This window comes from Methylobacterium sp. J-043, from assembly GCF_022829505.1.
Lineage (GTDB): Bacteria > Pseudomonadota > Alphaproteobacteria > Rhizobiales > Beijerinckiaceae > Methylobacterium > Methylobacterium extorquens_A.
The window spans coordinates 274,277-287,279 of sequence record NZ_JAKSYB010000034.1 but is presented as its reverse complement, the minus strand read 5'-3'; the positions used below and the strand labels follow the sequence as shown (position 1 = coordinate 287,279).

Sequence of the window (13,003 nt, the reverse complement as noted above, 5' to 3'; positions counted from 1 at the left end):
GTCGGCGGTCATGGAGAGGACGAAGTAGGTCGAGTTCGACTGCTCGCCGGTGCGCAGGCCGGCCGACGGGTTGGCCTGGTAGAAGTTGTAGATGTTGATGTCGAAGGTGAGCCCGCGCTCGGCCATGTGGGTGGCCCACGGGGCGAGCGGTCCGACGCGGACCGGGTCTGTGGCCTTCTCGGCGATGTTGGGATCGGTGCGCGGCTGGGTCTGGTCGTTGAACTGGCCCACCGGCGAGGCCTGCTGCGCAAGCGCGCCGGTCGCGGTGGTGAGGCCCGCCGCCAACAGGGCTCCGGCCGTTCCGATTCTCACGCCGCGGCGGCGTCTGGTCCGTGTCTGTATCACTCGTTCGGTCATCGTCAGTCCCCAACCCGTCCTCTGCACCGGCCCGCCCACAGGGTTCGTCCCGCTTGTCGTGTCGCGGCCGGCGGCTCCTCCACGGAGCTGTTCTTCGGTTCGATCCATCCTCCCGGAGGTGGAGCGGCGGGCACGTCGGGCGCCCGCCGCGGAGACGGCCGTTCGATCAGTGGCTGATCATCCAGGGCCGCGCGTTCGGGAAGCTCTTGGCCGCCGCGGGGGCGGCGCTCGTCTTCTTCGGCGAGCAGCAGCCGCAGCCGGCCCCGTGGGCACCGGAGCGCCGCGGCTCGTGCCGGCTGCGCTCGTTGGTGGCGTGGGCGGCCTTCAGGCCCGCATCCATGCCGGAGATCCGCGGGGCGGTGAGGAAGGCGCGCTGGCATTCCCCGCCGCAATCCGGGCAGTCATGCGGGTCCTTGAACTGCGCCATCGGGCGCAGCACGGTGAAGGGTCCGCAAGCTTCGCAGGCGTAGTCGTAGACCGGCATATCAAGCGCTCTCAGGCAAAGTGTCTGCGGTTTGCCGCCCGGAGAGCGCGGCAAACCCAAAAGATCAAAGATCCGGCGAGAGCGGCATCTGGATCGAGCCGTCCAGGAACTTCGTCGGCCCGGCCTCGGACGGGTTGATGTCGAAGTCGAAGATGCCGGTCGGAATCCAGAGCGTGGCGCAGGCGTTCGGGATGTCGACGACGCCGGAGATGTGGCCCTGAACCGGGGCGGTGCCGAGGATCGAGTAGGCCTGGGCGCCCGAATAGCCGAACTTCTTCAGGTACTCGATCGCGTTGAGGCAGGCCTGACGGTAGGCGACGGTGACGTCGAGGTAATGCTGCTTGCCGTACTCATCGACCGAGACCCCCTCGAAGATCAGGTGATCGTCGTATTTCGGAGTCATCGGCGACGGCTTGAAGATCGGGTTCTTGATCCCGTACTTGGCCATGCCATCCTTGATCAGGCTCACCTTGAGGTGGACCCAGCCCGCCATCTCAATGGCGCCGCAGAAGGTGATCTCGCCGTCGCCCTGGCTGAAATGCAGGTCGCCCATGGAGAGGCCGGCGCCCGGTACGTAGACGGGGAAGTAGATCTTCGAGCCGCGCGAGAGATCCTTGATGTCGCAATTGCCGCCGTGCTCGCGCCCCGGCACCGTGCGGGCGCCGGTCGCTGCGGCCGCATCCTTCGCGTCTCCTTTAAGCCGGCCCATATGCGCGGTCGGGCCGAAGGGAAGGGTGGCCAGCGCCGGCACCCGGCTCGGGTTGGTGTCGTAGAGCGCCTTCTCGCGGGTGTTCCAGGTCTCCAGCATCTTCGGATCGGGCAGGCAGCCGATCAGGCCGGGATGGATCAGGCCGGGAAAGCGCACGCCGGGCACGTGGCGCGACTTGGTGAACATGCCCTCGAAATCCCAGATCGACTTCTGGGCTTGGGGGAAGTGCTCGTCGAGGAAGCCGCCGCCGTTGTTCTTCGAGAAGAAGCCGTTGAAGCCCCACTGGCTCTCGGGCTTGGCGCCGATGTCGAGCAGATCGACCACGAGCAGGTCGCCGGGCTCGGCACCCTCGACGCCGATCGGGCCCGACAGGAAGTGCACGATCGACAGGTCGATGTCGCGCACGTCGTCGGCGGAATCGTTGTTCTTGATGAAGCCGCCGGTCCAGTCATAGGTCTCGACGATGAAGTCGTCGCCGGGCTTCACGGTGGCGACCATCGGGATGTCGGGGTGCCAGCGGTTGTGCACCATGTCGTTGTCGTAGGCCGACTGCGTGAGATCGACCTTGATCAGGGTCTCGGGCATTTCCTTCGCCGCTCCTTTTTACGTCCGGAATTCAGGCAGCCGTCCCCGTTGCGTACCCGGCATGAGTCCGGCCGCCCCTGTGGATCGACGTTGTCGTTCTTCGTTCACCCGGCGCGCTTCCGGCACCGGATCGGTTCGGGCGGGCCGCCAATGCGCCCCGCCGATGGCTCAGCGCGCGAGCAGCTCCTTCAGGGCTGCATCCAGCACCTTGATGTCGTCCGGAGAGGTGCCGGGGCCACCGGCGAAGTGGCCCCAATAGGTCTCGACCGTGCGCAGCTCCGCGTTCGGCATGTGCTCGACCTCGATGGCGCTGTCTTCCGGCGGGAAATACAGGTCGGTCGAGGCCGGCATCACGAAGGCCTTGGCCGTGATCGCGCCGAGCGCCTTCTCGACGTCACCGCCGTAGAGGTCGTTGGCCGAGATGTCGCCGTTCTGCCACGTCCAGAGCATGGCGAGCAGGTTGTTGGCGTCCTTCTCCAAGAGCCAGCCTTCCCAGAAGCCGACGAGGAAGTCTTCGAGCGAGGCGTAACCCATCTGCTTCAGGTCGGCCTCGACCCGGTAGAAGGTCTGCGAGAAGCCCCAGCCGGCATAGACACGGGCGGCGGCGCGCAGGCCCTTCTGCGGCGGCTCGGCGTAGAAGCCGTCGGCGAAGGCGGCATCCGCCTGGAGCGCTGCCTTGACCCCCTCCAAGAAGACGAAGTTGTGCCGCGAGCATTTGGCCGAGCCCTGGAAGGGCAGAATGCGCTCGACCATGTCGGGGAAGATCGCCCCCCAGTGGAAGGTCTGGAGCGCGCCCATCGACCAGCCGGTGACGAGCTTGATCCGCTCGATGCCGAACACTTCCGTCACCAGCCGGTGCTGCTGCACCACGTTGTCGTAGGCCGTGACCTTCGGGAAACGCGGCCCGTTGAAGGGTGCTGGCGTGTTGCTCGGCGAGGACGACAGGCCATTGCCGAACATGTTCGGCACGATGATGAAATACCGGTCCGGGTCGAGCGCCTTGCCCGGCCCGATCAGCCACTCGTTCTCGAGATGCGTGCCGGAATACCAGCACGGATAGACGATGACGTTGTCCCGTGCCGCGTTGAGCGTGCCGTAGGTCTTGAAGGCGAGCCGAGCTCCGCGGATCGTCTGCTTCGACTGCAGGACGACGTCGCCGAGTTCGAAGGTCTCGTAATCGGCCATCGCAACACTCCTCAGACCGAGAGGAACCGGGCGACCTGCGCCTCGTCGATGTCGGCGCGCAAACTCTCGTGGACGATCGAGCCGTTCTCGATCACGAGAACCCGGTCGGCCACGTCCATGGCAAAGCTTAGCACCTGCTCGGAGACGACGATCGACAGACCGCGCTCGTCGCGAATCTTCTTCAGCGTACGCCCCATCTCGCGAATGATCGAGGGTTGAATGCCCTCGGTCGGCTCGTCGAGGAGCAGAACCTTCGGATTGCTGGCAAGCGCCCTCGCGATGGCGAGCTGCTGCTGCTGGCCGCCCGACAGGTTGCCGCCGCGCCGGCCCTTCATCTCCAGGAGCACCGGGAACATCGTGTAGAGATCCTGCGGCACCTTGCGCGAGCCGGTGACGGTGAGCCCCGTCTCGATGTTCTCCTGCACCGTCATGGTGGAGAAGATCATCCGGCCCTGCGGCACGTAAGCCAGACCCTTGGCCACGCGGGCATGGCTCTTCAGGGCGGTGACGTCGGTGCCGTCCACGGCGATCGTGCCGGACTTCGTCGACACGATCCCCATCAGCGTCTTCATGAGCGTGGATTTGCCCATGCCGTTGCGGCCCATCACGGCGACGATCTCGCCGGGCGCGACGTCGAGGTCGATGCCGTGCAGCACCTCGCTCTGGCCGTAGGCCGCGTGGAGATCCGAGATCGCGAGCATCGGTGCGGTGCCGGGCACGACCGGCGGCACAAGCGAGGAGGGAGAAGTCTGGAGCATGATCCGTTCGCCCTTAAAGCATCATCCCGAAAGGTGGTTGCCGGCTTTCGGAAGGAGATGATGCAAAAGCAATACTTTAGTGACCGAGATAGACTTCGATGACCTTCGGGTCGTTCTTGACCCGATCCATCGACCCTTCCGAGAGCACCTTGCCCTGGTGGAGCACGGTGACGCGGTGGGCGATGTCCTCGACGAACTTCATGTCGTGCTCGATCACGAGCACCGAGCGGCCCTTGATGATCTGGTTCAGGAGTTCAGCGGTCTTGATGCGCTCGCCGACGCTCATGCCGGCCACCGGCTCGTCGAGCATCAGCAGTTCCGGGTCCTGGATCAGCAACATGCCGATCTCCAGCCACTGCTTCTGGCCGTGGCTCAGGAACTCGGCTCGCTCGTCGAGCTGATCCTTCAGGAAGATCGTCTGGGCGATCTCGTGGATGCGGTCGCGCACCTCGGCGTCGCGCTTGAAGGTCAGCGCCCCGAACACCGAACGGCCGCGGGGGAACGAGATCTCGAGATTCTCGAACACCGTCAGGTCGTCGTAGATCGAGGGCGTCTGGAACTTGCGGCCGACACCGGCCTGGACGATCGCGCTTTCGGAGAGCTTCGTCAGTTCCTGGCCCTTGTACTTGATCGAGCCGGAGCTGGCCCGCGTCCGCCCGCAGATCAGGTCGAGCACCGTGGTCTTGCCGGCGCCGTTGGGGCCGATGATGACCCGGATCTCGTCCGGATCGACGTAGAACGAGACGTCGTTGACCGCCTTGAACCCGTCGAAGGAGACGGTGAGCGCTTCGACCGCCAGCAGGAAGTCCTTCTCATCGGCGGGCGTGCCGATGGGGGCGGAGGAGGGGAGGATGGCCGCGTTCATGGGTGTTTCCTCACTCGGCCGGGGTGCCGTGGGGCAGGACGGGGCCGGCGACGGGGGCCAGACCCTTGGCCTTGCGGAACAGGCGGGGTTCGATGTGCTCGCGCCAGATGCCGGCGAGACCGTTGGGGAAGATCAGCACCACGGCGATGAACAGGGCACCGAGGCCGAACAGCCAGAGGTCGGGGAAGCTCTCGGAGAACGAGGTCTTGGCCCAGTTGACGAGCAGCGTCCCCCAAACCGCGCCGAATAGCGACAGGCGCCCGCCGACCGCGGTGTAGATCACCATCTCGACCGAGGGCACGATGCCGACGAAGGAGGGGGACATGAACCCGACCTGCAGGGTGAACATCGCCCCGCCGATCGCCGCGAAAGCCGCCGCGAGGCAGTAGGCGAACACCTTGAAGCCCGCCACCGAGTAGCCCGAGAACCGGACCCGGTCCTCCTTCTCGCGCATGGCCACGAGAATGCGCCCGAGCTTCGACTTCTTCACGTACTGCGCCATCAGGATACAGCCGATCAGCAGGCCGCCGTTGACGAAGTAGAGGATGAACTTCGCGCTATCCTGGCGGATGTCCCAGCCGTGGAGGGTACGCAGATCGGTGATGCCGTTGATGCCCCCCGTATAGCCCTGCTGGCCGACGATCAGGATCGTCAGGATCGCGGCGATGGCTTGGGTGATGATGGCGAAGTAGGTGCCGCCGACGCGGCGCTTGAACATCGCCACCGAGATGAGGAAAGCGAAGGCCACCGGCACCGCGACGACGAGGAGCAGCGTCAGCGGCAGACTCTGGAACGGGTGCCAGAACCAGGGAAGCTCCGTGATCTGGTTCCAATCCATGAAGTCGGGAATGCCCGGCGTCGACTGGATCTTCGTGTTCTCGACGCTGGACGCCTCCAGCTTCAAGTACATCGCCATGCAGTAGCCACCGAGCCCGAAGAACACGCCCTGGCCGAGCGACAGGATGCCGGCATAGCCCCAGCAGATGACGAGGCCGAGGGCGACGAAGGCGTAGGTGAGATACTTGCCGACGAGGTTGAGGCGGAAGCCGTCGAGCACGAGCGGCAGGACCACCAGGATCACGCCGGCCAGCAGCGCGAGGCTGACCCACTCGACCGGCTTCATGAAGGGGTTGTCGTTGACGGTGACCGCCTTCGACAGAGACTGAACTGGGCTCGTCATTGGGGCGCGCTCCTCAGCGACGGACCTTGAGGGTGAACAGGCCCTGCGGCCGCAGCATCAGGATTCCCACCACCGCGAGCAGGGTGAGCACCTTGGCCATCGAGCCGGAGAGGAAGAATTCGAGGGTGGATTGGGTCTGTGAGATCGAGAAGGCCGAGGCGATGGTGCCGAGCAGGCTTGCCGCGCCCCCGAAAACCACGATCAGGAAGGTGTCGACGATGTAGAGCTGGCCCGAGGTCGGCCCGGTCGAGCCGATCATGGTGAAGGCCGAGCCGGCGATGCCGGCGATGCCGCAACCGAGGCCGAAGGTAGTGCGATCGACCTTCTCGGTATCGATGCCGACGGCACCCGCCATCGGGCGGTTGCTCATCACCGCGCGGATCTGCGCGCCGAAGCGCGAGCGGTACATGATCACCGCGACACCCACGGTGATGACGGTGGTGACCGCGATCACGAACAGGCCGTTGATCTGCACCTCGATGGAATCGGTGACGGGGATCGAGCCCATCATCCACGAAGGCAGTTCGACGCCGACCTCGCGCGGGCCGAAGATTGTGCGGTAGGCCTGCTGCAGGATCAGCGAGAGGCCCCAGGTCGCGAGAAGCGTGTCGAGCGGGCGCTTGTAGAGGTGGCGGATCAGCGCCCATTCCACCAGCATCCCCATCGCCCCGGACGCCAGGAAGGCCAGCGCCATGGCGACGAAGAAGTACGCGCCGAACAGCGAGGGCAGGTAGGTCTGGAAGAAGCTCGAGCAGAGATAGGTGACGTAGGCGCCCAGGATCATGAACTCGCCGTGGGCCATGTTGATGACGCCCATCTGGCCGAAGATGATCGCCAGACCGAGCGCCATCAGCACGTAGACGGAAAACAGGATCAGACCTGCGAAGCCCTGCATCACGAAGATCGAGCTGAGGTCTGCGAGCGAATAGTCGCCGAACATGGCTTGTGACTCCGGCGGAATTTTCTGGGAGAGCGCAGCAAGTGTCGGGCCACGCCCGTCATGTCGCGGATGTCCCCTCCCGCGAGGGAGGGGACCGGAGCGCCCGCGACTACTGGTAGCCCTTCGGGAAGGGGTTCGGCTCGATCAGCTCGGGGCTCTCGTAGACCACCTCGAACTGGCCGCTCGGCAGGGCCTTGGCGACGCGGGTCTTCGACCAGAGGTGATGGTTCGGGTGGATCTTCACGTAGCCTTCCGGCGCCTCCTTGAACTCAATGTCGGCGGACGCCGCGGCGACCTTGTCAACATCGAAGGAACCGGCCTTCTCCACCGCCATCTTCCACAGGAACGGGCCGAGATAGGCGGCCTGGGTCACGTCGCCGATGACGGTCTTGTCGCCCCACATCTTCTTGAAGGCGGCGACGAACTTCTCGTTGTTCGGGTTCTTCAGCGATTGGAAGTACTTCATGCAGGAATAGGCGCCGGCGATGTTGTCGCCGCCGATGCCGTCGATCTCGTCCTCGGTGACCGAGATCGTCAGCAGGGTCTGCTTGTTGAGATCGATGCCCGCCGCCTTGAGCTGCTTGTAGAACGCAACGTTCGAGCCGCCGACGACGTCGGCGAAGATCACGTCCGGCTTCTTGAGCTTGATCTTGTTGATGACCGAGTTGAACTGGGTGTGGCCGAGGGGGAAATATTCCTCGCCGGCAACCGTGCCCTTGAGGACGTTCTCGATGTGCTTGCGGGCGATCTTGTTCGAGGTGCGCGGCCAGATGTAGTCCGAGCCGACCATGAAGAACGACTTCGCGCCCTTCTCCTTGGCCACCCAATCGAGCGAGGCGAGGATCTGCTGCGTCGCCTCCTGGCCGGTGTAGATCACGTTCTTGGACTGCTCCAGACCCTCGTAGAAGGTCGGATAGTACAGGAGGCCGTTGTATTGCTCGAAGACCGGCAGCGCGGCCTTGCGCGAGGCCGAGGTCCAGCAGCCCATCACCGCGGCGCAATGATCGTTGACGAGGAGCTTCTTGGCCTTCTCGGCAAAGGTCGGCCAGTCGGAGGCGCCGTCCTCCTGGATCACCTTGATCTTGCGGCCGAGCACGCCGCCCATCTCGTTGATCTGGGCGATGGCGAGTTTCTCGGCCTGGATCGAGCCGGTCTCGGAGATCGCCATGGTGCCGGTGGCCGAGTGCAGGATGCCGACCGTGACCTCGCTATCGGTCACCGCGAGCCCGGTCGTGTTGACGGCCGAGGTCGGTGCGGCGGCAAACGCCATCCGCGGCATCATCGCCAGCGCGGGAAGCCCCGCGAGACCCATGAGAAGCTTGCGCCGCAGGGCCGAGTCCGGGCCCTTCTTGTCGTCCGCCATCGTGCCTCAACCCCTGTATCTTGTCTCGGCACGGCTCTGCCGGTCGGCGGCCGTGCTCGAACAGGGTGGAGGCTAGGCTTGATGGCGGGTCACGGCCCATACGCTGTTTTGCGTATGTCAGCGCGGCAGACCGGGCCGTAGCGTGCCGCTCTCGATTCCGTGAGCGCCGATCGTTAGGGTTCTCTTGTGCAGTGCCGTGACGGACGGTTGGACAGGTTCTTGGCCGGCACATCCGTTGCAAGCTGGTGATCCGCCCATCGTGAGGACGGCCCCCTGAGCGCCCGGTCCATCATCCCGATCCGTCGGGACTACAACCGCCTCGTCGCCGACGAGACGCTGGAAGACTATGCCCTGCGCTTCACCGCGAAGAAGGCGCGGCGCTGGTCGTCCTTCCGCATCGCGCAGACGGCGCTCGGCTCGCTCTCGTTCCTGGCGCTGGAAGCCATCGGCGGCACGCTGGTGCTCGCCACGGGCTTCACCAATACGTTCGCCGCCGTGCTCGTCGTCGGGCTCATCATCTTCGCCACCGCCGCGCCGATCACCATCTACGCCGCCCGCTACGGGGTCGATATCGACCTCCTCACCCGCGGCGCGGGCTTCGGCTATCTCGGCTCGACGATCACTTCGCTGATCTATGCCGGCTTCACCTTCCTGTTCTTCGCCATCGAAGCGGCGATCATGGCGCTGGCGCTGCAGCTCTGCTTCGGCCTGCCGCTCTGGATCGGCTACATCGTCAGCGCGGGGGCGGTGATCCCGCTGGTGATCTACGGCATCCGCCTCATCAGCCGTTTCCAGCTTTGGACGCAGCCGCTCTGGATCGGCCTCAACCTGCTGCCGCTCGTCTGCATCTGGCTCTCGGGGCCGGTGCCGTTCGAAGCCTTCACCGGCTATCCCGGCCTGGAAGCCGCGGGCGCGGGCTTCGATCTGCGCCTGTTCGGGCTCGCTTCCGGCATCCTGCTGGCACTGCTGGCGCAGGTCGGCGAGCAGGTGGACTTCTTGCGGTTCATGCCGCCGCCCCAAGGGAAGGGCGATTGGCGCTGGTGGATCGGGGTGCTCTCGGCGGGTGCGGGCTGGATCGTGCCCGGCATGCTCAAGATCCTGCTCGGCGCCTTCCTCACGGTGCTGGCGCTGGGCCACGGCATCTCGCCGGAGCGCGCCGCCGAGCCGACGCAGATGTACGCCGTCGCCTTCGGCTACGTCTCGGGTTCGCCCGGCGTCGCCCTGGCGCTGACCGGCCTGTTCGTGGTGATCTCGCAGCTCAAGATCAACGTGACCAACGCCTATGCCGGCTCGATCGCGTGGTCGAACTTCTTCTCGCGCCTCACCCACAGCCATCCGGGCCGAGTGGTGTGGCTCGTGTTCAACGTCGCCATCGCGCTCTTGCTGATGGAACTCGGCATCGACAAGACCATCGAGAGCACGCTGCCGCTCTATGCCTGCGTGGTCTCGGCCTGGGTCGGGGCGCTTGCCGCCGATCTCGCGGTCAACAAGCCGCTCGGGCTGTCGCCGCCGGGCATCGAGTTCAAGCGGGCGCATCTCTACGCCATCAACCCCGTCGGCACCGGGGCGATGGTGCTCTCGCTCATCGCCGGCTGCCTCGTCCATGCCGGCCTGTTCGGCGACGCGATTCAGCCCTTCGCGCCGATGCTGGCGCTCGCCACCGCCTTCGCCGCCGCACCCGCCATCGCGCTCGCGACCGGGGGCAAGCGCTACCTCGCCCGCGACCCACAGACCGCCTGGGATCGGGAGGAGATCACCTGCCGGGTCTGCGAGCACCCGTTCGAGGCCGAGGACATGGCCCAGTGCCCGGCCTATTCCGGGCCGATCTGCTCGCTGTGCTGCTCGCTCGATGCCCGCTGCGGCGACCTGTGCAAGGCGCACGGGCGGCTGGAGGTGCAGGCCCACGACGCGCTCTCCCGCGTGCTGCCCGCCCGCACCGCAGCCTGGATCGGCGCGCCGCTCGGCCGCTACCTCGCGCTGATGATGACCCTGATCACGGTGATCGGGCTGATCCTCGTCATCGTCCATGCGGGTGCGGCCGCCGCGCATCCGGAGCATGGCGAAACCCTGCGCGCGGCGCTCACTAGCCTGTTCTTCATCCTGATCGTCATTCTCGGCGTGGTCGCGTGGCTGTTCGTGCTGGCCCAGGAGAGCCGCCGTGTCGCGCAGGAGGAGACCGCGCGCCAGACCGCCCTCTACGAGGCCGAGATCGCCGCCCACAAGGTCACCGACGCCAAGCTGCAGCAGGCCAAGGAGACGGCGGAGGCCGCCAACCTCGCCAAGAGCCGCTACGTCGTCGGCATCAGCCACGAGTTGCGCACGCCGCTCAACGCCGTTCTCGGCTACGCGCAGTTGCTGGAGGGCGACCCCAGCATTCCGGAACCCCGCCGAAACGGCATCCGGGTGATCCGCCGCAGCGCCCAGCATCTTTCCGGACTGATCGACGGCCTGCTCGACATCTCGCGGATGGAGGCCGGCCGGCTCCAAACCCACCGCAACGAGATCCGGCTTGCCGACTTCCTCGCCCAGATCGTCGACATGGTGCGGCTGCAGGCCGAGGGCGCGGGGCTGCGTTTCCGCTTCACCCGGCCCGAGATTCTGCCGGCGGTGGTGGCGACGGACGAGAAGCGCCTGCGCCAGATCCTGCTCAACCTCCTCTCCAACGCCATCAAGTTCACGCCCGAGGGCGAGGTCGCCCTGGAGATGACCTATCGCGGGCAGGTCGCCGTCTTCACGATCCGCGACACCGGCCTCGGCATTCCGGAGGCCGATCTCGGCCGGATCTTCGAGCCGTTCGAGCGAGGCTCGATGCCCGCCGCCCGCGCGGCGCCCGGCACCGGGCTCGGGCTGACCATCGCGGGTCTGCTGGCGCAGGTGATGGGCGGCGAGATCACCGTCGAGAGCCGGGTCGGGGCCGGCACCTGCTTCCGGGTGCGGTTGATGCTGGCCTCGGTGAACCGCCCCGTGCCCGCCGCGATGCCGCCCCCCGCCGCCTGGGCACGCCCGGCCCCGACGGAGGCCGGCCGCCTCGTTCTCGTCGCCGACGACGATCCCGCCCACCGCGCGCTGATGCGCGAGATCCTCGAACCTCTCGGCTTCACGGTCGCCGAGGCGCCGGACGGCCCGGCCTGTCTTGCCTTGGCGAAGGCGCGCGAGCCGGCGCTGATCCTGCTCGACATCGCCATGCCGGGCATGAGCGGCTGGGAAGTGGCGCGAACGTTGCGCGAGACCGGCTTTGCCGCCCGGATCGCGATGATGTCGGCCAACGTCCACGAGATTAGCCCGAGCCGCGGAGCGGATGCGCCGCATGACGACATCATCGCCAAGCCGTTCGACATGCAGGACCTTCTGGAGAGGATCACGGGGCTTCTGGGTACCGCCCGCCCGATGCCCGGCCCCGCCCCGGAAACCCGCCCGATCATGGGGGCCGAGTGTCCGGCCGACGCCGCGAAGGACGGCGCGGCGCGCGGCGGAGCCGTGCCGGCCGAGCACGTCGCCGCCCTGCTGCGCCTCGGCCGCATCGGCCATGTGCGCGGCATCGAGGCCAAGCTCACCGAGTTGGAGACCGACGCCGCCGTGCCGCCCGCCTTCATCGCGCAGATGCGCGGGCTGGTGACGGCCTACGACATGCGCCGCTATGTCGGCGTTCTGGAGGGGCTGGCCCGCGATGCCTGACACGCGGCGCGACATCGTCCTCGTCGTCGACGATTCCCCCGATACGCTGAGCTTCCTCACCGAGGCGATCGAGCGCTCCGGCGCCACGGTACTGGTCGCGGTGGGCGGCGACCTCGCCCTCGACCTCGTGGAGGAGATCACCCCCGACATCATTCTGCTCGACGCGGTGATGCCGGGCATGGACGGGTTCGAGACCTGCCGCCGGCTCAAGGCCAAGGGACATCTCGCCCACGTTCCCGTGATCTTCATGACCGGGCTGTCGGAGACCGAGCACATCGTGAAGGGCCTCGGCGCGGGCGGGACCGACTACGTCACCAAGCCCATCGCCCCCGACGAGATTCTGGCGCGCATCCGCGTCCATCTCGCGAGCGCGCGGGCGGCCCAGAGCGCCCGGGCGGCGCTCGACACCGCCGGGCGCACCCTGTTCGCGGTGGATGCCGCGGGCGCGGTCCTGTGGTGTACGCCACAGGCCGCCCAGGTGCTTGCCGCGCTGGGGGCCAGCGAGCCGCTGAGCCTTCCCCCGAGCGGGCGCGACTGGCTCGCCAAATGCCTTGCCGGCGCCGCCGCGCCCCTTGCGCTCACCGATGCGCAGGGGCGCATCCATACCTTGAGCTTCATCGGCCGCACCGGGCCGGAGATCCTGCTGCGCCTCTCCGGCGATCCCGCCGCCGCCGGGCTGGAACGGCTGCGCGAGCGCCTACCGATCACCGGCCGCGAGGCGGAGGTGCTGCTCTGGCTCTCCCGCGGCAAGTCGAGCCGCGACATCGGCGAGATTTTAGGGTTGAGCCCCCGCACGGTGACGAAGCACCTGGAAGGCATCTACGCCAAGCTCGGCGTCGAGAACCGCACCGCCGCCTCGGCGGTCGCGGCGCGGCATCTGCGCGATCTGGATTGATCCGGCG

General features: G+C 66.8%; 11 protein-coding genes and 1 pseudogene. 2 read left to right on the top strand and 10 right to left on the bottom strand.

Annotated elements, in window-relative coordinates; all coding sequences use genetic code 11:
- From MKK50_RS08015 to MKK50_RS07970, 10 genes and pseudogenes are all read right to left on the bottom strand, one after another.
- A pseudogene (locus MKK50_RS08015) lies at window positions 1-357 on the bottom strand (carbohydrate porin); the annotation flags it as partial.
- A 166-nt stretch (window positions 358-523) separates the two neighbouring features.
- Window positions 524-841: an FmdB family zinc ribbon protein gene (locus tag MKK50_RS08010; protein WP_253370811.1), complete on the bottom strand. Its 318-nt coding sequence runs from the start codon at window positions 839-841 to the stop codon at window positions 524-526.
- A 64-nt stretch (window positions 842-905) separates the two neighbouring features.
- Window positions 906-2,135, bottom strand: a complete 1,230-nt coding sequence (fmdA, locus tag MKK50_RS08005) for a formamidase (RefSeq protein WP_499021585.1) — start codon at window positions 2,133-2,135, stop codon at window positions 906-908.
- Window positions 2,136-2,303: 168 nt separating this feature from the next.
- The gene (locus MKK50_RS08000; RefSeq protein ID WP_499021583.1) at window positions 2,304-3,320 is read right to left on the bottom strand and encodes an alpha/beta fold hydrolase; all 1,017 of its coding nucleotides are present in this window, start codon (window positions 3,318-3,320) and stop codon (window positions 2,304-2,306) included.
- Between the two features lie 11 nt (window positions 3,321-3,331).
- Window positions 3,332-4,021 (bottom strand): urea ABC transporter ATP-binding subunit UrtE, encoded by a 690-nt coding sequence (gene urtE, locus MKK50_RS07995; protein ID WP_499021609.1) that lies wholly within the window; start codon window positions 4,019-4,021, stop codon window positions 3,332-3,334.
- A gap of 133 nt (window positions 4,022-4,154) precedes the next feature.
- Complete coding sequence (urtD, locus tag MKK50_RS07990; RefSeq protein WP_253370805.1) at window positions 4,155-4,943, bottom strand: urea ABC transporter ATP-binding protein UrtD; 789 nt, start codon at window positions 4,941-4,943, stop codon at window positions 4,155-4,157.
- 10 nt (window positions 4,944-4,953) lie between these two features.
- Window positions 4,954-6,123, bottom strand: coding sequence for an urea ABC transporter permease subunit UrtC (gene urtC, locus MKK50_RS07985; RefSeq protein ID WP_499021581.1), 1,170 nt, complete (start codon window positions 6,121-6,123; stop codon window positions 4,954-4,956).
- Between the two features lie 13 nt (window positions 6,124-6,136).
- Window positions 6,137-7,063: an urea ABC transporter permease subunit UrtB gene (gene urtB, locus MKK50_RS07980; protein WP_253370801.1), complete on the bottom strand. Its 927-nt coding sequence runs from the start codon at window positions 7,061-7,063 to the stop codon at window positions 6,137-6,139.
- A 109-nt stretch (window positions 7,064-7,172) separates the two neighbouring features.
- Entirely contained in the window at window positions 7,173-8,426 is a 1,254-nt protein-coding gene (gene urtA, locus MKK50_RS07975) for an urea ABC transporter substrate-binding protein (RefSeq protein WP_253370799.1), read from the bottom strand.
- A gap of 344 nt (window positions 8,427-8,770) precedes the next feature.
- Window positions 8,771-8,896, bottom strand: a complete 126-nt coding sequence (locus tag MKK50_RS07970; protein ID WP_499021578.1) for a hypothetical protein — start codon at window positions 8,894-8,896, stop codon at window positions 8,771-8,773.
- Between MKK50_RS07970 and MKK50_RS07965 the strand changes: the two genes are divergently transcribed.
- Both MKK50_RS07965 and MKK50_RS07960 read left to right on the top strand, forming a co-directional pair.
- A complete protein-coding gene (locus MKK50_RS07965; protein ID WP_499021575.1) occupies window positions 8,886-12,101 on the top strand; it encodes a hybrid sensor histidine kinase/response regulator in 3,216 nt (1,071 codons plus the stop codon). The genes MKK50_RS07970 and MKK50_RS07965 overlap by 11 nt on opposite strands.
- Window positions 12,094-12,996 carry a response regulator transcription factor gene (locus tag MKK50_RS07960; protein WP_253370794.1) on the top strand — a complete coding sequence of 301 codons (903 nt, stop codon included), beginning with the start codon at window positions 12,094-12,096 and terminating at the stop codon, window positions 12,994-12,996. The genes MKK50_RS07965 and MKK50_RS07960 overlap by 8 nt, the downstream gene beginning before the upstream one ends.
- Window positions 12,997-13,003: the final 7 nt, after the last annotated feature.